A 25049-nucleotide genomic window follows, 5' to 3' on the forward strand; every position below is an offset into this window, starting at 1 on the left:
TCGCCTGGGTCCAGGGAAAAGCTCAGTGAGAATAATCACGCACGCCGAAAATCGCGGTGCCGATGCGCACGATCGTCGCGCCCTCGAGCACGGCTGCTTCGAGGTCGGCCGACATGCCCATCGAGAGCGTGTCGAGCGCGAGCCCGGCGTGGCGCAACTGCTCGAACAGCTCGCGCAACTCGCGATGCGGCGCGCGTTGCGCATCGAGGTCGCCGGCCGGTTCGGGAATCGACATGAGCCCGCGCAGTTTCAGCCTCGGCAGCGCGGCGATCTGCTGCGCGATCTGCGCCGCCTCGGCGAGTGTGACGCCGCTTTTCGACGCCTCGCCGCTGACGTTGACCTGCAGACACACGTTGAGCGGCGGCAGATGGTCGGGGCGCTGCTCCGACAGCCGCTGCGCGATCTTCAGCCGGTCGACCGAATGCACCCAGTCGAAATGCTCGGCGACGGGGCGCGTCTTGTTCGATTGCAGCGGGCCGATGAAATGCCATTCGAGCGACGCGCGCAGATCGGCGAGCGTCGCGATCTTGTCGAGCGCTTCCTGCACGTAGTTCTCACCGAACGCACGCTGGCCGGCCGCATGGGCGGCGCGCACGGCGTCGGCGGGAAACGTTTTGGAGACCGCGAGCAGCGTCACGGCATGCGCGTCGCGCCCGGCCGTTTGCGCGGCCGCGGCGATGCGCTGCCGCACCGCTGCGAGGTTGTGCGCGACGTGGTCTGCGGGAGGGCGAACCGGGTTGTGGGCCGGGTTGTCGGCCGGCTTATCGGCCTGGTGATGAAGCGGATCGGACATGGGACGGAACCGGTGTTCAGCGAAGACGATGCTCCGATTATACGGACAGCATATGCTCGACCAGCTCGATCCAATGCGCGACCGGCGTCGACGTGCCGCTTTGCAGATGCGCAATGCAGCCGACGTTCGCCGACACGATCACCTGCGGCTCCTGCGCCTGCAGCCGCTGGAGTTTCTGATCGCGCAGCGCGTACGAGAGGCGCGGCTGCGTCAGCGAATAGGTGCCGGCCGAGCCGCAGCAGAGATGGCTATCGGCGGGCAGGCGCACTTCGACGCCGAGCGCGGTGAGCAGTTGCTCGACCTTGCCGCGTATCTGCTGCCCGTGCTGCAGCGTGCAGGGCGGATGAAACGCCACCGTGTGCACCGAGCGGCGCCGCGTGACCGCGACGAGCTGTTCCTCGAACTCGGGCAGGATCTCGGCGAGGTCGCGCGTCAGCTCGACGATGCGGCGCGCCTTCTCCGCATACTCCGGATCGTGGCGCAGCAGATGGGCGTATTCCTTGACCATCGCGCCGCAGCCGGACGCATTCATCACGATTGCCTCGGCGCCCTGTTCGACGTACGGCCACCATGCGTCGATGTTGGCGCGCAGGTCGTCGAGCGCTTCGTCGTTGTAGCCGAGGTGCTGCCGGATCGCGCCGCAGCAGCCGGCCTCGGGCGCGACCACGGTTTCGATTCCGAGCGCGTCGAACACGCGCGCGGTCGCGATGTTGACGTTCGGCATCATCGACGGTTGCACGCAGCCCGCGAGCATCAGCATCTTGCGCTCGTGTTTCGCGCTCGGCCATGCGAGCGGGCGCTGCCGCGCGGGCACCTTGTCGCGCAGTTTCTTCGGCAGAATGCCGCGCACGTGCTGGCCGAGCCGCATGGCGGGCGTGAAGATCGCGCTGTTCGGCACGACGCTCGCGAGCAGGCGGCGCAGCAGCCGCTGATTGAGCGGGCGCGTGACTTTCTCTTCTGTGAGCTTGCGGCCGATTTCGACGAGCCGTCCGTATTGCACGCCGGACGGACAGGTCGATTCGCAGTTGCGGCACGTGAGGCAGCGGTCGAGGTGAACCTGGGTGCTGCGCGTGACCGGCGCGCCTTCGACCATCTGCTTGATCAGATAGATGCGCCCGCGCGGCCCGTCGAGCTCGTCGCCGAGCAGTTGATAGGTCGGGCAGGTCGCCGTGCAGAAACCGCAGTGCACGCATTTGCGCAGGATGGCGTCGGCTTCGTTGCCATCGGGCGTATTGCGAATGAAGTCCGCGAGGTTGGTTTGCATCGCGTCGCTCAGAAGTCGGAGTAGAGACGGCCGCGATTGAAGATGCGGGCCGGGTCGAAAGCGTGTTTGAGGCCGCGATGGATTTTCATCAACGGCGCGGGTAGTGGCGTGAACACGCCGGCGCTGCGGTCGTAGCCGTGGCCGCAGCGGAAGATCGTCGCGTGGCCGCCGGCCTGCTTCGCGCTGATGCGCACCGTTTGCGCGTCGGTGTCGGTGATCCACCAGCGCTGACCTCCGCCCCATTCCATCAGTTGCGCGCCGGGCAGTTGCAGCGGCTCGGTGATCGACGGCAGCGCGAGACGCCAGAGCGCGGCTTTCGGCGGAATGGCCGAGAAGAACGAATCGGTTTGCTCGCGCAGGCCGGCCCAGAAGCGCTCGGCCTCCACCGCATCGACGACTTCACCGCCGAGCGCCGAGCGCGCGGCCTTGACCGCGGCTTCCGCGCCCGCGAGCCGCACGGCGAGCGTGCCGTTGCGCCACGCGCTCGCGGTGATCGGCAGCGGCCGGCCGGCCCATTCGTTGAGCTTGCGGACCGCGTCGGTGCCGTTCATGTCGAACTTCAGCGTGGCTTCGACCTGCGGCAGCGGCAGCACCTTGACCGACAGTTCGAGAATCAGCCCGAGCGTGCCGAGCGAGCCCGCCAGCAGACGCGAGACGTCATAGCCCGCGACGTTCTTCACCACCTGGCCGCCGAAGTGCAGCACCTGGCCCTGGCCGTTCATGATGACGGCGCCGAGCACGAAGTCGCGCGCCGCGCCGACGGCCGGACGGCGCGGCCCGGAAATGCCAGCGGCGATGCAGCCGCCGAAGGTGGCCTGCGGCCCGAAGTGCGGCGGCTCGAACGCCAGCATCTGTTCGTGCTCGGCGAGCGCGGCTTCGATTTCCAGCAGGGGGGTGCCTGCGCGCGCGGTGATCACGAGTTCGGCCGGATCGTACGCAATGATGCCGCGATAAGCGCGCGTGTCGAGGATCTCACCTTCCAGCGTCTGACCATACCAGTCCTTGGTGCCGCCGCCACGGACGCGCAACGCGCGTCCTTCTGCGCTGGCCGAACGCACGCGTTCGGACCAAACGGCGACGATGTCGTCCTCTTCCATGGTGTCCTGCTCGTTGTGTTTCGATTGATTGTACCGGGCGGGGGCGTGCTGGCAACCCGGAGCGCACCCGTATCGGCGCGCCGGCGGGAAAGGCCGCAGAATACCCGGGCAAGCGGCGTGCAACGACGCTTGCCCGCTGCTTGCGCCTTGCGCGGGGCGCGCTTTATGCGCGATGGGAGCAGCGCACGCTACGGCGGACGCTAGAAGCGCGGCAGATCGGGGTGGGGCAGTAGCCCGCCGCGCACGTGCATCTTGCCGTATTCGGCACAGCGCGCCCGCGTGGGAATGCCTTTGTCGGGGTTCAGCAGGCCGGGCGCGTCGAAGGCGCGCTTGACCGCGTGAAACGCGTCGCGCTCCTCGGGCGAGAACTGCACGCACATCGAATTGATCTTCTCGATGCCGACGCCATGTTCGCCCGTCACCGTGCCGCCGAGTTCCACGCAGGCTTCGAGGATGTCGCAACCGAACTCCTCGGCGCGGTGCCACTCGTCCTGATCGTTGCCGTTGAAGAGGATCAGCGGGTGCATGTTGCCGTCTCCGGCATGGAACACGTTGATGCAGCGCAGCCCGTACTTCTTCTCCATCTCCTCGATGCGCGCGAGCAGCGGCCCGATACTGCGGCGCGGCACGGTGCCGTCCATGCAGTAGTAGTCCGGCGAAATGCGGCCGGCGGCCGGAAACGCGTTCTTGCGCCCGGACCAGAAGCGCAACCGCTCCGCTTCCGTGCGCGAAATCTGGATGCGGGTCGCGCCGTGTTCGCGCAACACCGCCGTCATGCGCACGATTTCACTCGCGACTTCGTCGGGTGTGCCGTCCGATTCGCACAGCAGGATCGCCGCCGCGTCGAGGTCGTAGCCCGCGTTGACGAATTCCTCGACCGCGCGCGTGGCCGGCTTGTCCATCATCTCGAGACCGGCTGGGATGATGCCCGCCGCGATGATGCCGGCAACCGCGTCGCCGCCTTTTACGACGTCGTCGAAACTCGCCATGATGACCTGCGCCGTTTGCGGCTTCGGGATCAGCTTGACCGTGACTTCGGTGACGATCGCGAACATGCCCTCGCTGCCGATCATCACCGCGAGCAGATCGAGCCCGGGCGCGTCCGGCGCGAGCGAGCCGAATTCGACGATTTCGCCTTCCATCGTGACCGCGCGCACGCGCAGCACGTTATGCACGGTGAGGCCGTACTTGAGGCAATGCACGCCGCCCGAATTCTCGGACACATTGCCGCCGATCGTGCACGCGATCTGCGAGGACGGATCCGGCGCGTAGTAGAGGCCATAAGGCGCCGCGGCCTCGGAGATCGCCAGATTGCGCACGCCCGGCTGCAAGGTGGCGGTGCGCGCATACGAGTCGATCTCGATGATCTTCCTGAAGCGCGCGAGCGACACCACCACGCCGTGCCGGATCGGCATCGCCCCGCCGGACAGCCCCGTGCCCGCACCGCGCGGCACGATCGGCACTTCGAGGCGGTGGCAGATCTGCACGATGCGCTGCACCTGCGATTCGGTCTCCGGCAATGCGACCGCGAGCGGCAGACGCCGGTAAGCGGCGAGGCCGTCGCATTCGTACGCGACGGTGTCTTCTTCGCGATACAGCAGACAATGAGTCGGCAACACGGCCATCAGCGCCTGCACGACTTCGCGCTGGCGCTGGGCGAGTACTTCGGCCGACAGTTCAGCGGGTGCGTTCATGTGACTTGTCTCCTCTGCTTTCGCTGGTCCGGCTCGTGGTTCGAGCCTGGCTGTTTCAGACGGTCTCGCTTCAGGCGGCCTGGCGTCAGGCTACCCCGTTTCAAGCCACTTCGCTTCGAGGCCGGCGCGGCCGTCGCCCCGTGTTCGAGCCGCCGCCGCGCCCGGCCTGTCCGACTTCCGTCGTCAGGCCGCCCAAGCGAAAATTTTGCCCGGGTTCATCAGATTGCGCGGATCGAGCGCGTGCTTGATCGAGCGCATCGTATCCACCGCGACGTCGCCGTGTTCTTCGAGCAGGAAGCCCATCTTGTGCAGGCCGACGCCGTGCTCGCCGGTGCAGGTGCCGTCCATGCGCAGCGCGCGCTGCACGATGCGATGGTTCAGCCGCTCGGCTTCCTCGAGTTCTTCGGGCTTGTCCGGGTCGATCAGGATCGCGACGTGGAAGTTGCCGTCGCCGACGTGGCCGACGATCGGGCAGGGCAGCGGCGAGGCCTTCAGGTCGTCTTCGGTTTCGACTACGCATTCGGCGAGGCGCGAGATCGGCACGCAGACGTCGGTGGTGACGGCGCGCGAGCCGGGCTTCAGTTGCAGCATCGCGAAATAGGCGTTGTGACGCGCGTTCCACAGACGGCTGCGGTCTTCAGGGCGCGTCGCCCATTCGAAGCCTTCGCCGGAGTTTTGAGCGGCGATTTCCTGCACGAGTTCGGCCTGCTCCTTGACGCCGGCCTCGGTGCCGTGGAATTCGAAAAAGAGTGTGGGCGCTTCGCGCAGTGTCAGATTCGAATGGCGGTTGATCGAGCGGATCGCGAGCGAATCGACGAACTCGACGCGCGCAATCGGCACGCCGATCTGGATCGTCTCGATGACCGCGCGCACCGCGTCGCCCATCGACGGAAACGCGCACACCGCGGCCGATACCGCTTCCGGCTGCGGATAAAGACGCAACGTGATTTCGGTAATCACGCCGAGCGTGCCTTCCGAGCCGACGAAAAGACGCGTGAGATCGTATCCCGCCGACGACTTGCGCGCGCGCGTGCCGGTTTTGATTACGCGGCCATCGGCGAGCACGACCGTCAGGCCGAGCACATTCTCGCGCATCGTGCCGTAGCGCACGGCGTTGGTGCCCGAGGCGCGCGTGGCCGACATGCCGCCGATGCTCGCGTCCGCGCCGGGGTCGATCGGGAAGAACAGGCCCGTGTCGCGCAGCGCTTCGTTCAACTGCTTGCGTGAGATGCCGGGCTCGACGGTGACGGTGAGGTCTTCGGCGTTGATCGACAACACGCGGTTCATTTCCGACAGATCGATCGACACGCCGCCCTGCACCGCAAGCAGATGCCCTTCGAGCGACGAGCCGTTGCCGTACGGAATGATCGGCACGTCGTACTGCCCGCACAGTTTGACGATGGTCTGCACGTCCTCGGTCGTGCGTGCGAAGACGACGGCGTCAGGCAGTTGGGGATCGAAGGGCGACTCGTCGCGGCCATGGTGCGCGCGCACGGCTTCGGCAACCGAGACGCGTTCGTCGAACGCGGCTTTGAGATCGTTCAGCAATTCGGCGGGAAACGGCCGGCGCAGCGGGGCCGGCGGTACGGGATGGTTCACGCATATCTCCTGTGTCGACCAGAGTTAGCGCTTTAGCGCTTACTCTGGTCCCATGTGGCTTACCACGGTCGACCAGAGTTAGCGCTTTAGCTGTCGATCCGTAGTTGGCGCTTCAGCGCCTACTACGGTCCCATGCAAAGCACTTACTCTGGTCCCATGCAATTTATTGCGGTCGACTGGAATTGGCGCTTCAGCACTTGTTCCGATCTCATGAAAGGTGATTGCTGATATCTTGGGGGACGCAGCTCTTTGCAGCACACATTTCATTTTACGCCGATCGCCCGCGGGCAGGCGCCGGACCGGCTTCCGCCCCTATAATGGCGGCGATTTCGCGATGCGTGCAATATGGATAAACATGGCGGGCAATTCATGGTGGCCGACTGGCCTTGCCCGTTTGATCCGTTTCTATTCACGTGTTGCTTGCGCGTTGTTTGCACACCGATCGCGCTTTAATCGCGTGCATTGCCACTGAACGTAGGGGAGACATCATCATGGGCAACCGCCTGAGCAAGATCGCCACTCGCACCGGGGACGACGGCACCACGGGTCTCGGCGACGGCCGTCGCGTGCGCAAGGACAGCGCGCGCATCGCCGCGATTGGCGACGTCGACGAACTCAATTCGCATCTTGGCGTGCTGCTGTGCGAGAGCCTGCCCGACGACGTACGCGCAGCGCTAGTCGCAATCCAGCATGACCTGTTCGATCTGGGCGGCGAACTGTGCATTCCCGGCCACACGATGATTACCGACCGGCATCTCGCCCAGCTCGACGGCTGGCTCGCCGGCTACAACGCCGCATTGCCGCCGCTGAAGGAATTCATTCTGCCCGGCGGGTCGCGCGCCGCTGCGCTCGCGCATGTATGCCGCACCGTATGCCGCCGCGCCGAACGCGCGATCGTGGCGCTCGGCGAGCACGAGGAGATCAACGCTGCCCCGCGTCAATACGTGAACCGGCTGTCGGATCTGCTGTTCGTGCTGGCGCGCGTGCTCAATCGGGCGGATGGCGGGACCGACGTGCTGTGGCAGCACGATCGCGGCGTGGGTTGAATGTTGGCGCGATCACGCGCATAGCATCACGCACCGCGCCTCACGTTAGCCGATAGCCAGCGTAACCGGCTTGCCGATCCGGCTCATCATTTCGACCAGCGTGTCGATCGTGAACTTGGTGGTTTTCTTGTTGACCACGTCGGAGACACGCGGGCGCGACACCATTAGAATTTCCGCGGCTTCGGCCTGCTTTAGATGATGCTGTTCGATCCAGCCGGATAGCTCGGTCATGAGCTGCTCCTTGAGCAGCCGCGTGTCGTTGATCTGCTTTTGCGAGGCCGCGTGCAGGCGCTTCGCTTCCTTCGCGGAAAAGCCGAGTTCGAGAAACAGATTGGCGCCGGGCTGGGTTACGTGACGAATTCTGGTATCGGTCGTCATTTGCTAAGTTTTCCTATCGTTAACGATGGCGCGGTAGCGCATCTCGGCAATTTTTTTGTCTCGCGCTCCGAGCTTTTGCGTTTTCTTCTGAAAACAATGCAGCACGTAGATCGCCTCGACAAACTTGGTCACATACATCACGCGAAAAATGCCGTCTTCGCTCTTGATGCGGATTTCGCGCGTTCCCGCACCGATCGAGTCGAACGCTTTCCAGTCATCGGGGTCGAGTCCTGCCTGAATCTTGTGGAGCTGAAACCCCGCGCGACGACGTGCTTCTGCAGGAAAGCCGAGCAAATCGCGAAAGCTCGAGCCTAACCAGCGAATTTGTTTTTCCTGCCCCATAACCGCCTTCGTGTATAAAATATTATACGTACCATCCAGCCCGGTCAAGTCCGCTTGAGTGCGCGTGAGTTGAGTGCACCTCACGCGCAGACAATCGGGCAACGAGCTGTTACGGTACAGAGGCGGTGTGGGGAGCACCATTCGGCCGTTCGGCCAAGAAAAAACCCGGTTCGAAGCCGAACCGGGTTTTCTACGGATTACTAACGAGCTGCCGAAGCAGCGACAAAACAGGCATTCAGTTGCCGCTGCCGCGCGCCACGCGGCGCTGCTTGACCGCTTCTGCGAGACCTTCGAGCACGGCGACGCTTTCGTCCCAGCCGATGCACGCGTCGGTAATGCTCTGGCCGTACGTGAGCGCGCAGCCTTCCTGCAGATCCTGGCGGCCCGCCACGAGGTGCGATTCCACCATCACGCCGACGATCCGCTCGTCGCCCGTGGCAATCTGGCGGCCGATGTCCGCGCACACCGGAATCTGGTTCTCGTGCTTCTTCGAACTGTTCGCATGGCTCGCATCGATCATCAGACGCGCGGCGAGCCCAGCCTTGCCGATGTCCGCGCAGGCCGCATTGACGCTGTCCGCATCGTAGTTCGGCGTCTTGCCGCCGCGCAGGATCACGTGGCAATCCTCATTGCCTGCGGTCGACACGATGGCCGAATGACCGCCCTTCGTGACCGACAGAAAATGGTGCGGCTGCGAGGCGGCCTTGATCGCGTCGACGGCGATCTTCACGTTGCCGTCCGTGCCGTTCTTGAAGCCGACCGGGCACGACAGCCCCGAAGCGAGTTCGCGGTGCACCTGCGACTCGGTGGTGCGCGCGCCGATCGCGCCCCACGAGATCAGGTCGGCGATGTATTGCGGGCTGATCATGTCGAGGTATTCGGTGCCTGCCGGCAGGCCGAGTTCGTTGATGTGCAACAGCAACTCGCGCGCGGTGCGCAGACCGTCGTTGATCTTGAAGCTGTTGTCCATGTGCGGGTCGTTGATGAGACCCTTCCAGCCCACCGTCGTACGCGGTTTTTCGAAGTACACGCGCATCACGATTTCGAGTTCGCCGGCAAAGCGCTTGCGCTGCCCGATCAGACGTCCAGCGTATTCGATTGCGGCCTTCGGATCGTGAATCGAGCACGGTCCGATCACGACGATCAGGCGGTCATCCATGCCGTGGAGAATGCGATGCATCGCGTTGCGCGAGTCGTAGATCACGTTGGACACTGTCTCGTCGCACGGGAATTCGCGGATCAGGTGAGCGGGCGGCGTGAGTTCTTTCAATTCGCGGATGCGGACATCGTCGGTATTGTGCGGGGGCATGGGATTCTCCTGAATCGGTTCTAGCGTGTTCGCGCTGGCAACGGCGGCTCGATGAAACAGCGATGCCAGAGCGGACGGCAATCAAAAAGTGTTCAACGACAAAGTGTCAAAGTTCGTTTGGAAAACGAGGGTCTCAAAAGCGTGAGGCGAAAAAAAACCGCCAGGCTGGCTGGCGGTTTTTCGGGAATTCTCGGTGTCCTGCGTGCACTAACACCCCTCTCGATCCGCCAGCGGTCTGAGATACCAAAAAAAGTAAAAGTAAAACTTGGCGGACATGGCGAAATGGAATGTGTCGCTGGTCAAAAAAGGGTGACTGACTTTATAACCCGGTACGGGCTCGGCTGACAAGCCGGGGCGCGCAAAAACGCGGAAAATCCGCACGCTTCACGCTTTTTGTGCATGAAGCGTGCATGTTCCGCCGAATCAGGCCGTGCCGCCCACGGTCATCCGTTCGATGCGCAGCGTCGGTTGGCCGACGCCCACCGGCACGCTCTGACCTTCCTTGCCGCATACGCCGACGCCCGAATCGAGCTTCATGTCGTTGCCGATCATCGTGACGTACTTGAGCGATTCCGGGCCGCTGCCGATCAGCGTTGCGCCCTTGACCGGGTACGTGATCTTGCCGTTTTCGATCATGTACGCCTCCGAGGCCGAGAACACGAACTTGCCGTTCGTGATGTCGACCTGGCCGCCGCCGAAGTTCACCGCATACAGGCCGTTCTTCACGGACGCGAGAATTTCCTGCGGATCCTTGTCGCCGTTGAGCATATAGGTGTTGGTCATGCGCGGCATCGGCAGCGCGGCGTACGATTCGCGGCGCGCGTTGCCCGTGACCGGCATATTCATGAGACGCGCGTTGAGCGTGTCCTGGATGTAGCCCTTCAGGATGCCGTCCTCGATCAGCGTCGTGCACTGGGTCGGGTTGCCTTCGTCGTCGATATTGAGCGAGCCGCGGCGGTTCGGCAGCGTGCCGTCGTCGACCACCGTCACGCCCTTGGCCGCGACCTGCTCGCCGATGCGTCCCGCGAATGCCGACGAACCCTTGCGGTTGAAGTCGCCTTCGAGCCCGTGGCCGATCGCTTCGTGCAGCAGCACGCCGGGCCAGCCTGGGCCGAGCACGACGGTCATCGCGCCGGCCGGCGCCGGACGCGCGTCGAGGTTGACGAGCGCCGCGTGCACCGCGTCGTCGACGTAGCGCGACAGCACTTCGTCGGTGAAATAGCCGTAGTCGAAGCGGCCGCCGCCGCCGCCGCTGCCGATTTCGCGGCGGCCGTTCTGCTCGGCGATCACCGTGACCGACACGCGCACGAGCGGCCGGATGTCAGCCGCGAAGCCGCCGTCGCTGCGCGCGACGAGCACCACGTCGTATTCGCCGGCAAGGCCCGCCATCACCTGCTGGATACGCGGATCGCGCCCGCGCGCCATCTGCTCGATGCGCTCGAGCAGCTTGACCTTCGCGGTGGCGTCGAGCGAATGGAGCGGGTCGGACGGCAGGTACAGATCGCGCCCGGCGATGCCGGTCAGCGACGAAGCGACCTTGATCTTCTGCTTGCCGCCGCCGGCCTTGGCGATCGCGCGCGTGGCGATGGCCGCCTGGCGGATCGCTTCGGGCGAGAGGTCGTCCGAGTAGGCGAACGCGGTGCGGTCGCCCGACACGGCGCGCACGCCGACGCCCTGATCGATGCTGAAGCTGCCCGACTTCACGATGCCTTCCTCGAGGCTCCACGCTTCGCTGCGGGTGGCCTGGAAGTACAGGTCCGCGTAGTCGACGCGGTGCGTGAAGATTTCGGCGAGCGTGCGCGTGAGCAGCGACTCGTCGAGGCCGTAAGGCGTAAGGAGGATGTCCTTGGCGGCGGCGAGATTACGGATACCGGGTTCGATGATATTCATGCGAAGTATGTTCTGCTCGATACGAATGGGTCGGGTAGCGCCTCGGCCACTATATGCGTGGCGGGCGCCGCAGTTTCAATGCCGGTTTCAGGCCAGCACGCGATGACGCCATGCCGGCAGGCTCTGCCGCACTTCGTCGATGCGCGCGCGTTCGATGTTGCCCGCGACCACGCCGGCGCCTTCGTCGCGCACCGCGACGATCTCGCCCCACGGGTCGATCAGCATGCTGTGGCCCCACGTGCGGCGGCCGTTTTCATGTTTGCCGCCTTGCGCGGCGGCGAGCACGTAGCACTGGTTTTCGATCGCGCGGGTGCGCAGCAGCAGCTCCCAGTGCGCGCGGCCGGTCGTGTAGGTGAACGCGGACGGCACGACGATCAGCGCGCAGTCACCCATGCGCCGGTACAGCTCGGGAAAGCGCAGATCGTAGCAGACCGACAGGCCTACCCGGCCGAACGGCGCCTCGAAGCCGCGCACCTCGGTGCCGGGGCGGATCGTGCGGGCCTCGTCGAACGATTCTTCGCCTTTCTCGAAGTTGAAGAGGTGAATCTTGTCGTAGCGCGCGGCTTCGTTGCCGTGCGGGTCGAACACGAGCGTCGTGTTCAGCACGCGCGAGGCTTCCGGCGCGATCAGCGGCAGCGTGCCGCCGATCACCCAGATCTTGTGGCGGCGCGCGGCGTCGGCGAGAAAACGCTGGATCGGGCCGTCTTTATAGGGCTCGCGCACGGCCAGCTTGTCCGTGTCCTTGAAACCCATGAAGCAGAAGTATTCGGGCAGCAGCACGAGCTGCGCGCCGTCGGCGGCGGCTTCGTCGATCAGGCGTTGCGCTTCGGCGAGATTGCGTTCGCGCTCCGGCGTGCTCACCATCTGCAGCGCGGCGACCCGGAAAGGGCTGGCGAAGGAGCCGCTGGATGCCGCGGCGGGCGGAGATGAAGAGACGTGTGTTTCGCTCATGAGCGTGTAGAAAGGCTCCCGGCAGGGCGGCGGCGTGAGGCGCGGGCGCCGTGAGCGTCGTTCAGGGCTGGCTCGAACGCTGCTTAGTGCGCTTCCACGGTCGAAGCCGGAGCGTCCATCTTACCCCGTTCGGTCGTCACCCGCTCGACGTGCGGTTTCGCCCACGAGCCGCTGATCGCGTAGTCGCGCGCGAACACGTGCGACACGGAATGCGAGAGCGCGATGTCGGCCACCAGCGCGCCGAGGCCGAACAGCGGATTGACGATCGTCGCGGCGATCACCCCGGCGCCAGCGCTGACGGTTGGCACGACGTGCAGATGCAGGTCCTGGGTCTTTTGCGCGATATCGACCGAGCCCGCCATCTCGGCGCGCGCCGGCGCGGTCACCATCCTGAAGTCGTCCGTGCGGGCGATGCCGTTGTGAATCTGCGCGGTGCCGGTCACGCTCGAGAACGGCAGCCCTTCGCCGATCACGTCGCGAAAGTCGAGCGTGGCGATGCGCGCAAGGCTTTGCAGGCTCAGCACGCCGAGCAGCGTCGCGACGCCCGGATCGACCTTGAGGATCTGGCCGTGGCGCAGATCGAGCGCGAGTTTGCCGTTGAGCGTCGAATAATCGATCGTGGCCGGGCCGCCTTGCCACATCGCCTCGCCTGCAAGCGAGCCGCTGCCGCCCTTGAGCGTCTTCGGCAGGCCGAAGCGTTCGAGCAGCGCGCCCGCGTCCTTCACGTCGAGCTTGAAATCGAACATGGCGCGGCGCGGCTTGGTTTCGTCGGCGGAATTGCCGAATTCCGTCGACGTGCGCCAGTTTCCGGTGGCGCTCAGCGTTGCGGCGGGGTTGGTGACGTCGAACTTGTCGAGCTGCCAGACCGGCACGCCGTTTTCCTCGAAGTTGTGCGCGTTGACCGCCAGCCGGCCGATGTTGCGGTCGTGCACGATCAGTTCGTCCACGACGAGATCGACCGACGGCATGTTCTGCGCGGGCGCCGACATCGCCGGGCCGAGCAGGTCCTTGTCCGCGACCGACGGAATCACGAGGCGCGCAAAGCGCGCCTGCAGCGAGCCGGGCGAGTCGCGGGTCACGCCCGGCAGCCACGACACGTGGCCCGACACCTGGCTCGACGCGATGTTGGCCTGCCAGGTGCGGTCCGTGTGCGACGCGCCGACGATCACGTTGTCCCAGTGGCGCTTGAGCAGGGTCAGCGTGTCGATGTGCAGCGCGAAGCGGCTCGGCAGGAACTGCGTGAGCGCGGGGTTCGGCGCGGCCGGCGGGGTGGCGGCAGACGCCGCGGCTGGCGCGGCAGCCGCAGTGCCTGCGTTGGCGCTCGCCGTGGGCGCGCTGGCGTTGCCGTTGTTGCGCAACTGCGTGGCGAGCGCGCGCCACGCGTCGGCGTCGAACTCCTTCACGTCGACCGCGGCGACCACTCCTTCGGACGGCAGATCCGCTGGCCGGTTCACGCCGATCGCGCCGCGCACGACAGTTGGAGGCGTGTTGGGCTGCACTTTCGGCTGATAGCGCAGCAGATACGCGGCCGCGACCGGCCCGAACGTGAGGTCGGCGCGCTCGAGGCCGGCTTCGCCCGGTGCGGTCGACGGATTCACGGCGAAGTGCAGCGGCATCGGCGTGCCGAGCGGCTTGTTGAAGGGCGCCGGGAAGTCGAGCGCGAGACCGGTCAGATCGGAATTCGCGCTCACTTCGGGCAAACGTCCCTTGGCGCCGCTGACATTCAGCGCATAAGGCGCGCTGCCGCTCATGCGCGTGAACACCTGCGCGGCCGGGCCATGCAGATTGAGGCCGCGTGCGGCATCGACGGCGATATGGCCGTTGAGCGCGAGCGCGTACGTGCCGTTCTGGCGCAAGCCGCCGTTCGCATGCATGTCGCCGCCGAGGAACTGCCCGGAGAGCCGCTCGACCTGGGCCGTGTGCTCCGTGAAGCGCACCCGGCCGTTCAGTTGCGACAGCGGCGGCACGTTGTCGACGCTCAGGCGGTTGTTCAGGAAGCCCAGCGCGCCTTCCACGCCGATATGCGGCTTCGGCGTGCGCGGGATCGTCAGCTTGAGCGCGAGCGACGCGGAACCGTCGGCGCGGATTTTCTCGGTCTGGTGCCGCGCCATGATGCCGAGCGAGCTGCCGTTCACGTAGTCGAGCATGTCGGCAAGCGGGCCGCGCCCATTGCCCTGGATGACGAGGTTCGAGCTTTTCGTGCCGAGATCGTCGATCCTGCCGTTCACGCCGGTCAGCGCGACGCGCCGGTAACGCCCGCGATCGATGTCGAAGCGCAGCACGTTCTGCTTCAGCTCGAACACGCCGTCGATGCCGTCGAGCGGCGGCCAAACGTTTGGCGTGCCGTTGCGCATATTGCGCGGCGGATACGGCGTCGGATCGAACTTGCCGCCCGTGAACGGCGCGACGATATGGAAGAGGCCCGCGTCGGGGTCGCGCGAATAGGGGAACTTGGTCAGGTCGCCATGCACTTCGATCGTGCCGCCGCGCGAGACGCCCGCCTGCAGTCCGTGGCCCAGATAGATGCGCAGCTTTTCGCTGATGCTGGTCGGCAGATAGCGGGCAATGCGCGTCACCTGCGCGCGCTCGAAGTCGGCTTTCAGGTCGAGCGAGCCGCGGCCGTGGCCCGGGTTGCTGTAGTTCGCGGTGGCGGTGGCCGCGACGTCGGCGTTCGAGACGGCGAAATCGGCGAGCTTGATGCTGAAGGCCGGGTGGGTGTCGCCGGCCGCCTTCGTGCCCATGGTCCAGTCGGCGCGGCCGTGCAGACGGTCGAGCTTCAGGCGCGGATCGTCGAACACGCCCGGCAGCGTGATCGCCACGTTCGAGGTGTCGAGGAGCGCGTGGCCGCCTTTTTCGTTGGCGTCGACGTTGCCCCAGAGGTTTTCGATGCCCGGTATCCCCGCGCGCGGGTGGCCGCGCGGCGAGAGTCCAGGCGGCGGCTCCTGGGCGGCGAAGCTGATGCCCTGCAGATCGCCCTTGAAGCGATAGCGCTCGATCGGCTCCGCGCCCTCCGGCCGACGGTCGCTGCCCACCTCGCCGGATTCCGGCTTGCCGCGCTCCACTTCGATCACGTAGTTCGAGACGAGCCCGCGTGGATTGATGCGCACGAGCATGTTGAGGAAGCGCCGCGGCAGCGGCAGCGCACGGCTGAATTCGGCGAGGATGCCGAGATCGACGCGATCGCCGCTCACGCCCAGCAGTTGCCCGTGCTGTTGCGATGCGAGCCGGTAGCGGCCGTCGAGCGTCTGGAAATCGAGGATGCGCGTGAGCGGCGTGCCGTCCTCGAGCGGCGGCTGGCCGAGCTCGGCGCTCAGGTCCGAGAGCTGCAGCTTGTAATCGCCCTGGGCCGCCTCGACGCGCCAAAGGAAATGCGCGACCGGCACGAGCAGCTTCGGCTGCGTCGGGCGCACGCGCAGCGCGATGTCGGTGCCGCGCAGGCGGCCGCCCGCCGAGGTCATGCGGCCTTCGGCGAAGTCGATCCAGATTGCGTTGTCGATGCGCCCGGCGAACGTCTCGATCGGGAATGTGACGTAGCGCGCGAGCGTCGGCAGATCGACCGGGCCCGTCGACACGTACACCTCGCCGGTCCAGTTGATCGGCTTGCCGATCGCGGAGAGCGGCGCGTGCCGGAAGTGCGTGCGGAAATCGAGCGGGCCCTTCAGCACCTGGCCGTCGGGCGGCGCCTGCAGCGCCATGCGGTGGTCGTAGCCGTCGTTGAGGATCGCGATGCGAATGTCGCGCAGCGCGAGTTCCGGCGCCTTGTGCGTGGCGTCGCGCCAGCGCAGCACGCCGCCGCGCACGACGATCGCCTGCTGGCGCAGGAGCCACGTGGAGAGTGTGTCGTTGCCGCTGTGGCGGGTCGGCACCGGCACGCCCGCGACCGATATCACGCCGTCTTCGCTGCGCGAAACCAGCACGTCCGGCTTATCGACGATCAGGCTCGAAAGCGCCGGATGAAACTGCCAGAGCGAGCGCCACGAGACCGTAGCGGTGGCGTGCGGAATCGTCAGCGCGGCGTTGCCGTCGTGATCGCGGATGACAAGGTTCGTAACATCGAGGCCCGGCTGAAAGCCGCTCCAGTGCGGCGCCAGCCGGCCGATCGTGAATGGCGTGCGCAGCTTCTCGGAGACCGCCGCTTCGATGCGCGGGCGGAACATGTCGATACGCGGCAGCACCACGTAGCGCAAGCTGAGGAACAGCCCCGTCGCGATGAAATAGAGGACGAGCGCGAGCGCGAGAACCACGCGCAAAGTCCGGCGCAACACGATGTGGTCGCTTCCGCTCACATGCCGGACCTGCGCTGTTTCGTGCGGGGCGGCGGATTCGTTTCGCTCGGACATGCTGCGGCGGCTGGGCGTATGGTAGTTTTGCGAATTAACGACGAAATGTAACACACGGAAATGCGTCGGCGGACCTCCTGCAAACCCTGTCCACGTACCGACTTGCAGCCTCCGCCGGCCTGCCTGGCAAGGCGCTCCGGCGCGCTTCGCATCCGCTGCCCCGGCGGGTGCTGCCGTGCATCAGAACAACACCAGACAACACCAGTCAAGCAACGAGCGAGCCAGATTTTTGATGACCGACGCCACTCTCCTGAGTTCCAGCTATTCACACTATGCCGCGCGCGCCGTTGCGGCCCGTCCGCAACTCGTCGCGCAGGTGAGCGCGCTCGCCGCCGCGCCGCTCACGCGCGAGCGCATCGACGCCCGGCTCGACGTGTTGTGCGCCGAGGCGGCCGGCCCGGCCGGCGCGCCGTGCAACGAGGAGGCGCTCAAGAAGGCGCTGCGCCAGTTGCGCACCGAGGTGTTCTGCGCGGTGATGGAGCGCGATCTGGCCGGCGAGGCCGATATCGCCGAGGTGACCGGCGCGATGACCGATCTCGCGGAAACGACGATCCAGCGCGCGCTCGCGGTGCTCACCGCCGACCTCGAAGCGCTCTACGGCGAGCCGCGCGGCCCGCAGGGCGAGCGGCTCGCGCTCGGCGTGGTCGGCATGGGCAAGCTCGGCGGGCGCGAGCTGAACGTGTCGTCGGACATCGACCTGATCTTCGTTTATGAGGACGACGGCGAGACCGCCGGCGGCCAGCGCTCGCCGCTCGCGACGCAGGAGTTCTTCACGCGCCTCGGCAAGCGGCTGATCGGCGCGCTCGCCGAAGTGACCGCCGACGGCTACGTGTTTCGCGTCGACATGCGTCTGCGGCCGAACGGCGATTCGGGGCCGCTCGTGTGCAGCCTCGGCATGCTCGAGGAGTATTTCTACGTGCAGGGCCGCGAGTGGGAGCGCTATGCGTGGATCAAGGGCCGGCTCGTGTCGGAAGGCGGGAGCGCCGCGGCGCGGCGGCTGCAGAAGCAGCTCGATGCGATCGTCACGCCGTTCGTCTACCGGCGCTATCTCGACTTCGGCGTGATCAGCGCGATTCGCGCGCTGCACCTGCAGATTCGCCAGGAGGCGCAGCGCCGCGCCTCGATGCGGCCCGACAAGGCCGACGACATCAAGCTCGGGCGCGGCGGCATCCGCGAAATCGAATTCAGCGCGCAGGTGTTCCAGCTCATTCGCGGCGGCCAGGACGCGGGTTTTCGCGTGCGGCCGACGCTCGCCGTGCTGCGCCACGCGGCTACGCATGGGCTGATGGACCCGTCGGTGTGTGTGAAGCTGTCGCAGGCGTACCGGTTTCTGCGCGAACTCGAACACCGTCTGCAATACCGCAACGACGCGCAGACCCACGCGATGCCGGTCGATCCCGAGGAGCGCGCGGCGCTTGCGGGCTCGATGGGTTGCGACGACTACGCGGCGCTGATGACGAAACTCGACGCGCATCGCGAATTCGTCGAGCGGCAGTTCGACCAGATTTTCGCCGACAAGGTGAGCGGCCGCGACGGCTGCGGCGCACCGGAAGACGGCGCGGCTGCGTGGGTCTGGAGCAGCGCGCTCGCCGACGACAGCGCCGACGAAGCGCTGCGCGCGCGCCTCGTCGAACTCGGCGTGGCCGAGCCCGGCGATCTGCTCGCGCGGCTGCGCGGGGTGTGGCGCTCGTCGCGCTACGCGGGCTTGAACGAGCGCAGCCGCCAGCGCTTCGACATCGTCGCGCAGCGTGCGCTCGAAGCGGCGCGCACGCTGGAGCCGCCCGCCCGGCGCGGCGACACCGTCGCGCGCTTTTTCGATCTGCTCGAAGCCGTGAGCCGGCGCGGCGCGTACCTTGCGCTGCTGACCGAGTATCCGCAGGCGCTGCACCAGGTGCTGTCGGTGCTCGGCGGTTCGCGCTGGGCGGCGGGCTACCTGATCCGCCATCCGCAACTGCTCGACGAACTGCTCGACGGCGAGGCGATCAACAGCCCGTTCGACTGGGCCGAGTTCAAGCGCACGCTGCGCCGGCGGCTCGCGGCCGCCGACGGCGTGGAGCAGCAGATGGACCTGCTGCGCCACGCGCACCAGGCCGAAGTGTTCCGCATTCTGCTGATCGATCTGGCCGGCAAGCTCTCCGTCGAGCACGTGAGCGACCGGCTCTCCGAGCTGGCCGACGCGGTACTCGACGTCACGCTCGAAGCCGTCTGGAAGCAGTTGGCGAAACGGCATCGCGACGAGCCGCGTTTCGCGGTGATCGCGTACGGCAAGCTCGGCGGCAAGGAGTTGGGCTACGCGTCCGACCTCGACCTGATCTTCCTCTACGACGACCCCGACGATGCCGCCGCCGACATCTACGCGACCTACACGCGCCGTCTGATTACCTGGCTCACGACCGCCACGGGCGCCGGCACGCTGTTCGACATCGACCTGCGGTTGCGGCCGAACGGCGAGTCGGGCCTGCTGGTCACCGATCTCGACGCGTTTCGCCGCTACCAGTTGCGCGAGGGCGACGCGGCGAACACCGCGTGGGTCTGGGAGCACCAGGCGCTGACGCGCGCGCGTTACTGCGCGGGCGACGCCGGGATCGGCGCGAAGTTCGAGGCGATCCGCGAACAGGTGCTGACCACGCCACGCGAGGCGGCGCCGCTCGCGAAGGAGATCGTCGAGATGCGCGAGCGCGTCGGGGCGGGGCATCCGAACCATACGCCGGAGCTGTTCGACCTCAAGCACGATCGCGGCGGCATGGTCGATATCGAATTCACGGTGCAGTACTGGGTGCTGTTGCACGCGGCGAGCGACCCCGAGCTGATCCGCAACACCGGCAACATCGCGTTGCTGCGCGAAGTGTCGCGTTTCGGGCTGATGAGCGAGGCGGAAGCGGAGACGGTCGGCGCGGCGTATCGCACGTACCGCAAGCTGCAGCACACGCTGCGGCTCGACGGGATGGAGAAGGCGCGGGTCGATCCGGCGCGGGTGAGCACCGAGCGTGAGGCGGTGCTGGCGCTGTGGAAGAGGGTGTTCGGGTGATGAGGTGAGGCGCGGGGGCCAGGATGCGGGGGCTGTCCGCGCCAACTTGCCTGGGGCTGCCTGATTCTGCCTGAGCCTGCTTAAGGCTGCTCGAGCCACGACTTAAACCGCGACCTAAGCCGCCAGCATTTCCTTCGCGTGCTTGCGCGTGGTCGCCGTGATTTCAAGACCGCCGAGCATCCGCGCGACTTCCTCGATGCGGCTCGCCTTGTCAAGCGAAGTCACGCTGCTCACTGTGCCGCCCTGGCCGTTGCCCGTCTTCGCGACCTGGAAATGATGATCGCCGCGCGCGGCGACCTGCGGCAGGTGAGTCACGCACAGCACCTGGCGCGCCTCACCGAGTTGATGCAGCAACCGCCCGACCACTTCGGCGACACCGCCGCCGATGCCGGTGTCCACTTCGTCGAAGATCAGCGTGGGCGTCGGGCTCGCCGCGCTCGCGATGACCGCGAGCGCGAGGCTGATACGCGCGAGTTCACCGCCCGAGGCGACCTTCGCGAGTGGCCGCAGCGGCACGCCGGCATGCCCGGCCACGCGGAATTCGATCTGCTCGAGTCCATGCGCGCCGCCTTCCGGCAGCGGCACGAGCGCGACTTCGAAGCTGCCGCCTTTCATCGACAGTTCCTGCATGCCGGTCGTGACCGCTTCGCCGAGCGCCTTGCCCGCCTTGGCGCGCGCCTTCGAGAGTTTTTTGGCCTCGGCGAGGAACGCTTCCTTCGCCTGCGCCTCGGCGGCGCGCAGGCCTTCGAGGTCGGCGGCCGCGTCGAGCGCGGCCAGTTGCGCCCGACGCGCCTCGTGTTCTTCCGGCAGCGTTTCCGCTTGCAGGCGGAATTTGCGCGCGGCCGAGTGCAGCGCATCGAGGCGCTTTTCGACCCGCGCGAGCCGGTCGGGATCGAGTTCGAGCTTCTGCGCGTAATGACTCAGCGAATAGGCCGCTTCCTGCAACTGGATTTCAGCCGGTTCGAGCGCGGCCAGCACGTCGTTCAGAGCCGGGTCGATCTCCGCGAGATCGCGCATCTTCGAGACGATCGAGCCGAGGTGCGCGATCATCGCCTCGTCCGATTCGGACAGCGCGCCGAGCGCGCCCTGCACGCCGTCGATCAGATTGGCCGAATGCGACAGCCGCTTATGCTCGGCGTTGACCTCTTCCCATTCGCCGGGCTGGGGCGCGAGCTTGTCGAGTTCGGCGAGCTGCCATGCGAGACGCTCGCGCTCGAGTTGCAGTTCGCGGTCGCGGGTCTGTGCGTGCTCGACTGCCTGAGCCTTCTCGCGCCACGTGCGCCATGCGCGCGTGACCACGGCTGCGGTGTCGGAGAGGCCCGCGTGCGTGTCGAACAGCTCGCGTTGCGCGTCCGGGCGCATCAGCAACTGGTGCGCGTGCTGGCCGTGAATATCGACAAGCATTTCGCCGACCTCGCGCAGTTGCGCGAGCGTTGCCGCCGTGCCGTTGATGAACGCGCGCGAGCGGCCGCTCACGTCGACCACGCGCCGCAGCATGACCGTGCCGCCGTGCTGGCCGTCGTCGGCCGCGCCGAGCGCCTGCGCGTCGAGCCATGCGTCGACCTGCGCGTGCGTCTCGAACTCGGCGGTGATGTCGGCGCGGCTCTCGCCGGTGCGCACCACGCTCGCATCGGCGCGGGCGCCGAGCGCGAGCGCGAGTGCGTCGATCAGAATCGACTTGCCGGCGCCGGTTTCGCCCGAGAAAACGGTAAAGCCGCTGTCGAATTCGAGGTCGAGCGCGGCGACGATGACGAAGTCGCGTATCGAGAGATGGCGAAGCATGGAAGTCGTGTGGTGAGCTTGAGGTTCAGGTGTCAACCGCGGCGGCAGGCGTGCTCGGGCATGGCTGCGCCGCTCAGGGCTTGGAGTCTTCTTCGTGCGACGGGTACTCGTGCCAGTGCAGCTTCTTGCGCAGCGTCGCGTAATAGCTGTAGCCGACCGGATGCAGCATCGGCACCGTGTGGCGCGAGCGGCGCACTTCGATCGTGTCGCCGAGCGCCAGCGAGGTGAACGACTGCATGTCGAAATTGACGTTCACTTCGCGCCCGGAAACGATCTGGATGCTGACCTTCGAGTCGTCCGGCAGTACGATCGGCCGATTCGACAACGCGTGCGGCGCGATCGGCACGAGCACGAAGCCTTGCAACTGCGGATGCAGGATCGGTCCTTGCGAGGACAGCGCGTAAGCGGTCGAGCCGGTTGGCGTCGCGACGATCAGGCCGTCCGAGCGCTGGTTGTACATGAAGCGCCCGTCCACCGACACGCGCAGCTCCGCCATGCCCGAGAAGCCGCTGCGGTTGACCACCACGTCGTTGAAGGCGAGCGCATGGTAGATCGGAGTGCCGTCGCGCATGATGCGTGCTTCGAGCAGCACGCGTTCCTCGCGCTCGAAATTGCCGGAGAGCATCTGCGGGACGGTCTCCTGCATGTCGGAGATCGGGATGTCCGTGATGAAGCCGAGCCGCCCGTGATTGATGCCGATCAGCGGCGTGCGGTAAGGCGCGAGCTGGCGGCCGATGCCGAGCATCGTGCCGTCGCCGCCGAGCACCACCGCGACGTCCGCGCGCGCGCCGATCTCGGCAGGCCGCAGCGCCGGATAGTCGGTCACGCCGATTTCGGCGGCGGTGTTGGCTTCGAACACGACTTCGAAGCCAAGCTTCGCGATGCACGAGGCGAGCGCGGTGAGCGGCTCGCTGATGCCCGGCGTGTTGTTGCGCCCGACGAGCGCGACGGTCTTGAACTGGCTGGTCACTTGCATGCCGGCATTACACCATAGGTAGGGCCTGAAAAGAACCGCAGACAGACCCGGTGGCGGGCCGGTGCACGCGGGCCTTCGGCGCATGTCGCGATTATCGTTAGAATGGTGAAGACCTGATGACATGCTTGCCGGTTAAAGTGCGGTGTGGCGTGCAGCCAGCAGCCTGGCGCCGTGTGCAAGCGCAGCCGCGCAGCGCGCCCGCAGGCGGCGAGGCATCGGCCGGGAGCGGGCGCCGTGCGTGCTCGCGGTAGTCGAGCCATTGAGCTAAAATTTTCCGTCATGCTAGATCCTCGCGCACAAACCCTCCTCAAAACGCTGATTGAGCGCTACATCGCCGAAGGTCAGCCGGTCGGCTCGCGCACGCTGTCACGTTATTCGGGCCTCGAGCTGAGTCCGGCCACGATTCGCAACGTGATGTCCGATCTCGAGGATCTGGGGCTCGTGATCAGTCCGCATACGTCGGCGGGGCGCATTCCGACGCCGCGCGGCTACCGGCTCTTCGTCGACACGATGCTGACGGTCGAATCCGCCGCCGACGAAGAAGCGGTGATGCGCACCATCAAGACCACGCTGCAGGCGGGCGAGCCGCAAAAAATCGTCGCCGCGGCGGCGAGCGTGCTGTCCAGCCTCTCGCAGTTCGCCGGCGTCGTGCTTACGCCGCGCCGCAGCCACGTGTTCAAGCAGATCGAGTTCATGCGCCTGTCCGACAAGCGCATCCTGCTCATCATCGTGACGCCCGAAGGCGACGTGCAGAACCGCATCCTCGCCACTCAGCGCGACTTCTCGCCGTCGCAACTGGTCGAGGCGTCCAATTACATCAATGCGCATTTCGCGGGCCTCTCGTTCGACGAAGTGCGGCGCCGCCTGCGCGAGGAAATCGACGAGTTGCGCGGCGACATGACCTCGCTGATGCATGCAGCCGTCACCGCGAGCACCGACGAATCCGATACCGGCGAGACCGTGCTGATCTCGGGCGAGCGCAATCTGCTCGAAGTCGCCGATCTTTCGTCGGACATGGCGCGCCTGCGCAAGCTGTTCGATGTGTTCGACCAGAAGACCAGCCTCCTTCAGTTGCTCGACGTGTCGAGTCACGCGGCGGGCGTGCAAATATTCATCGGCGGCGAATCGACTCTCGTGCCGATCGAGGAAATGAGCGTCGTCACCGCGCCGTACGAGGTGAACGGCAAGATCGTCGGCACGCTCGGCGTGATCGGGCCGACCCGCATGGCCTACAACCGCGTGATTCCGATCGTCGACATCACCGCGCGGCTGCTCTCCATGACCTTGAGCCAGAAATAATCTGCGCCGGCCGCTGCGCGCCTGCGTTGCCGCGGGCCGTGCCGGCAATGATGCGCGACGGCGCGCGGACTGCCAATCGTCCGAATGGCCAGGGGGCTTGGCGGCGCCGCGCGTGACCTGCGCCGCTATAATGAATCTCCACTGAATCGACTTCCCGCGTGAAGCGGTTACTTCTGTTGCCTATGCGCTTCGACCTCGAGCGGCCTTCCCAGAACGCTTCGTCGCATCGCGTCGCCGTGTTGCTGATCAATCTCGGCACGCCCGACGCGCCGACGCCGCGCGCGGTGCGCCGCTATCTCGCCCAGTTTCTGTCCGATCCGCGCGTGGTCGAAATTCCGGCGCTGCTCTGGCAGATCATTCTGCGTCTGCTGATTTTGCCGTCTCGCGGCCGCAGTTCCGCGAAGAAGTACGCGGCGGTCTGGATGCCCGAGGGCTCGCCGCTGCGCGTGCATACGGAAAAGCAGGTGGAAGGCTTGCGCCATCTGCTGCAGGTGAACGACTACACGGTGCTCGTCGACTACGCGATGCGCTACGGCACGCCCGGCATTCCGGCGATGCTGAACCAGTTGAAGCTCGCGGGCGCCGAGCGCGTGCTGCTGATGCCGATGTATCCGCAATACTCGGCGTCGACCACCGCCACCGCTTTCGACGACGCCTTTTCGGCACTGAAGCGCATGCGCAACCAGCCGGAAATCCGCACGGTGCGCCAGTACGCCGATCATCCGGCGTACATCGCGGCGCTCGCCGCGCAGGTGCGCCATTACTGGCATCAGCACGGCCGCCCCGACTTCGCGGCAGGCGACAAGCTGGTGCTCAGTTTTCACGGCGTGCCCAAGCGCACCCTCGATCTCGGCGACCCCTACCACGAGCAATGCCAGCAGACCGGTACGCTGCTTATGCAGGCGCTCGAGCTCACGCCGGTCGAATGCCGCATCACGTTCCAGTCGCGCTTCGGCAAGGCCGAGTGGCTGCAGCCCTACACGGCGCCCACGCTCAAGGAGTTGGGCGCGGCCGGCGTGCGGCGTGCCGACGTGTTCTGTCCGGGCTTTACCGCCGATTGCCTCGAAACGATCGAGGAAGTCGGCATGGAAGTGCGTGACGAGTTTCTGCACGCGGGCGGCAAGGAGTTTCACCGGATCGCGTGCCTGAATGCGTCGCAGCCCTGGATCGCCGCGCTCGGCGAAATCGTCGCGCAGAATCTGCAGGGCTGGCCGGTGCAGGCGGTGCCGGTGCCGCACACCACAGGAGCTTGAATACGCCG

The 25049-nt window shown here is 66.3% G+C and carries 17 protein-coding genes; 4 read left to right on the top strand and 13 right to left on the bottom strand.

Going from position 1 to position 25049, the window contains the following annotated elements; translation table 11 throughout:
• Nucleotides 1–22: 22 nt before the first annotated feature.
• From B9Z01_RS13360 to B9Z01_RS13380, 5 genes are all read right to left on the bottom strand, one after another.
• Nucleotides 23–793 carry a YggS family pyridoxal phosphate-dependent enzyme gene (locus tag B9Z01_RS13360; RefSeq protein WP_085483701.1) on the bottom strand — a complete coding sequence of 257 codons (771 nt, stop codon included), beginning with the start codon at nt 791–793 and terminating at the stop codon, nt 23–25.
• 37 nt (nt 794–830) lie between these two features.
• On the bottom strand, nt 831–2057 hold the full coding sequence (gene glcF / locus B9Z01_RS13365) for a glycolate oxidase subunit GlcF (protein WP_085483703.1): 1227 nt from the start codon (nt 2055–2057) through the stop codon (nt 831–833).
• A gap of 8 nt (nt 2058–2065) precedes the next feature.
• Nucleotides 2066–3154 (bottom strand): glycolate oxidase subunit GlcE, encoded by a 1089-nt coding sequence (gene glcE / locus B9Z01_RS13370; protein WP_085483705.1) that lies wholly within the window; start codon nt 3152–3154, stop codon nt 2066–2068.
• Nucleotides 3155–3354: 200 nt separating this feature from the next.
• Complete coding sequence (locus B9Z01_RS13375) at nt 3355–4848, bottom strand: FAD-linked oxidase C-terminal domain-containing protein (protein ID WP_085483707.1); 1494 nt, start codon at nt 4846–4848, stop codon at nt 3355–3357.
• Nucleotides 4849–5031: 183 nt separating this feature from the next.
• Entirely contained in the window at nt 5032–6447 is a 1416-nt protein-coding gene (locus B9Z01_RS13380) for an FAD-linked oxidase C-terminal domain-containing protein (RefSeq protein WP_085483709.1), read from the bottom strand.
• A 491-nt stretch (nt 6448–6938) separates the two neighbouring features.
• Here B9Z01_RS13380 and B9Z01_RS13385 point away from each other — a divergent pair, with 491 nt between their 5' ends.
• Complete coding sequence (locus tag B9Z01_RS13385; RefSeq protein ID WP_085483711.1) at nt 6939–7493, top strand: cob(I)yrinic acid a,c-diamide adenosyltransferase; 555 nt, start codon at nt 6939–6941, stop codon at nt 7491–7493.
• A gap of 45 nt (nt 7494–7538) precedes the next feature.
• Here B9Z01_RS13385 and B9Z01_RS13390 read toward each other — a convergent pair whose 3' ends face one another.
• The 6 genes from B9Z01_RS13390 to B9Z01_RS13415 all read right to left on the bottom strand — a co-directional run bounded on the left by B9Z01_RS13390 (nt 7539) and on the right by B9Z01_RS13415 (nt 16703).
• Nucleotides 7539–7871, bottom strand: a complete 333-nt coding sequence (locus B9Z01_RS13390; RefSeq protein ID WP_085483713.1) for a helix-turn-helix domain-containing protein — start codon at nt 7869–7871, stop codon at nt 7539–7541.
• Between the two features lie 3 nt (nt 7872–7874).
• Nucleotides 7875–8213, bottom strand: a complete 339-nt coding sequence (locus B9Z01_RS13395) for a type II toxin-antitoxin system RelE/ParE family toxin (RefSeq protein WP_085483715.1) — start codon at nt 8211–8213, stop codon at nt 7875–7877.
• Between the two features lie 235 nt (nt 8214–8448).
• Entirely contained in the window at nt 8449–9522 is a 1074-nt protein-coding gene (aroG, locus tag B9Z01_RS13400; RefSeq protein ID WP_085483717.1) for a 3-deoxy-7-phosphoheptulonate synthase AroG, read from the bottom strand.
• Between the two features lie 423 nt (nt 9523–9945).
• Nucleotides 9946–11412 (bottom strand): metalloprotease TldD, encoded by a 1467-nt coding sequence (gene tldD, locus B9Z01_RS13405; protein ID WP_085483719.1) that lies wholly within the window; start codon nt 11410–11412, stop codon nt 9946–9948.
• A gap of 87 nt (nt 11413–11499) precedes the next feature.
• The gene (locus B9Z01_RS13410; protein ID WP_085483722.1) at nt 11500–12363 is read right to left on the bottom strand and encodes a carbon-nitrogen hydrolase family protein; all 864 of its coding nucleotides are present in this window, start codon (nt 12361–12363) and stop codon (nt 11500–11502) included.
• An 83-nt stretch (nt 12364–12446) separates the two neighbouring features.
• The gene (locus B9Z01_RS13415) at nt 12447–16703 is read right to left on the bottom strand and encodes a YhdP family protein (protein ID WP_085483724.1); all 4257 of its coding nucleotides are present in this window, start codon (nt 16701–16703) and stop codon (nt 12447–12449) included.
• 175 nt (nt 16704–16878) lie between these two features.
• Here B9Z01_RS13415 and glnE point away from each other — a divergent pair, with 175 nt between their 5' ends.
• The gene (glnE, locus tag B9Z01_RS13420) at nt 16879–19731 is read left to right on the top strand and encodes a bifunctional [glutamate--ammonia ligase]-adenylyl-L-tyrosine phosphorylase/[glutamate--ammonia-ligase] adenylyltransferase (RefSeq protein ID WP_085483726.1); all 2853 of its coding nucleotides are present in this window, start codon (nt 16879–16881) and stop codon (nt 19729–19731) included.
• A 114-nt stretch (nt 19732–19845) separates the two neighbouring features.
• Here the strand turns inward: glnE and recN are convergent, their stop codons facing one another.
• Nucleotides 19846–21513: a DNA repair protein RecN gene (gene recN, locus B9Z01_RS13425; protein ID WP_085483728.1), complete on the bottom strand. Its 1668-nt coding sequence runs from the start codon at nt 21511–21513 to the stop codon at nt 19846–19848.
• Nucleotides 21514–21586: 73 nt separating this feature from the next.
• Nucleotides 21587–22489 carry an NAD kinase gene (locus B9Z01_RS13430; protein WP_085483730.1) on the bottom strand — a complete coding sequence of 301 codons (903 nt, stop codon included), beginning with the start codon at nt 22487–22489 and terminating at the stop codon, nt 21587–21589.
• A gap of 279 nt (nt 22490–22768) precedes the next feature.
• Between B9Z01_RS13430 and hrcA the strand changes: the two genes are divergently transcribed.
• Entirely contained in the window at nt 22769–23788 is a 1020-nt protein-coding gene (hrcA, locus tag B9Z01_RS13435; protein WP_085483732.1) for a heat-inducible transcriptional repressor HrcA, read from the top strand.
• A gap of 182 nt (nt 23789–23970) precedes the next feature.
• The gene (gene hemH / locus B9Z01_RS13440) at nt 23971–25041 is read left to right on the top strand and encodes a ferrochelatase (RefSeq protein ID WP_085483733.1); all 1071 of its coding nucleotides are present in this window, start codon (nt 23971–23973) and stop codon (nt 25039–25041) included.
• The last annotated feature ends 8 nt before the right edge of the window (nt 25042–25049 follow it).

Source organism: Paraburkholderia susongensis, from assembly GCF_900177725.1.
In the GTDB taxonomy this organism is placed as follows: domain Bacteria; phylum Pseudomonadota; class Gammaproteobacteria; order Burkholderiales; family Burkholderiaceae; genus Paraburkholderia; species Paraburkholderia susongensis.

Excerpts from the sequence above, each read along its gene's own strand:
- aroG (WP_085483717.1), bottom strand. The coding sequence starts at position 9,522 with ATGCCCCCGCACAATACCGACGATGTCCGCATCCGCGAATTGAAAGAA.
- B9Z01_RS13360 (WP_085483701.1), bottom strand. The coding sequence starts at position 793 with ATGTCCGATCCGCTTCATCACCAGGCCGATAAGCCGGCCGACAACCCG.
- glcF (WP_085483703.1), bottom strand. The coding sequence starts at position 2,057 with ATGCAAACCAACCTCGCGGACTTCATTCGCAATACGCCCGATGGCAAC.
- glcE (WP_085483705.1), bottom strand. The coding sequence starts at position 3,154 with ATGGAAGAGGACGACATCGTCGCCGTTTGGTCCGAACGCGTGCGTTCG.
- B9Z01_RS13430 (WP_085483730.1), bottom strand. The coding sequence starts at position 22,489 with ATGCAAGTGACCAGCCAGTTCAAGACCGTCGCGCTCGTCGGGCGCAAC.
- B9Z01_RS13390 (WP_085483713.1), bottom strand. The coding sequence starts at position 7,871 with ATGACGACCGATACCAGAATTCGTCACGTAACCCAGCCCGGCGCCAAT.
- hrcA (WP_085483732.1), top strand. The coding sequence starts at position 22,769 with ATGCTAGATCCTCGCGCACAAACCCTCCTCAAAACGCTGATTGAGCGC.
- B9Z01_RS13410 (WP_085483722.1), bottom strand. The coding sequence starts at position 12,363 with ATGAGCGAAACACACGTCTCTTCATCTCCGCCCGCCGCGGCATCCAGC.
- tldD (WP_085483719.1), bottom strand. The coding sequence starts at position 11,412 with ATGAATATCATCGAACCCGGTATCCGTAATCTCGCCGCCGCCAAGGAC.
- B9Z01_RS13395 (WP_085483715.1), bottom strand. The coding sequence starts at position 8,213 with ATGGGGCAGGAAAAACAAATTCGCTGGTTAGGCTCGAGCTTTCGCGAT.
- hemH (WP_085483733.1), top strand. The coding sequence starts at position 23,971 with ATGCGCTTCGACCTCGAGCGGCCTTCCCAGAACGCTTCGTCGCATCGC.
- B9Z01_RS13375 (WP_085483707.1), bottom strand. The coding sequence starts at position 4,848 with ATGAACGCACCCGCTGAACTGTCGGCCGAAGTACTCGCCCAGCGCCAG.
- recN (WP_085483728.1), bottom strand. The coding sequence starts at position 21,513 with ATGCTTCGCCATCTCTCGATACGCGACTTCGTCATCGTCGCCGCGCTC.
- B9Z01_RS13385 (WP_085483711.1), top strand. The coding sequence starts at position 6,939 with ATGGGCAACCGCCTGAGCAAGATCGCCACTCGCACCGGGGACGACGGC.
- B9Z01_RS13415 (WP_085483724.1), bottom strand. The coding sequence starts at position 16,703 with ATGTCCGAGCGAAACGAATCCGCCGCCCCGCACGAAACAGCGCAGGTC.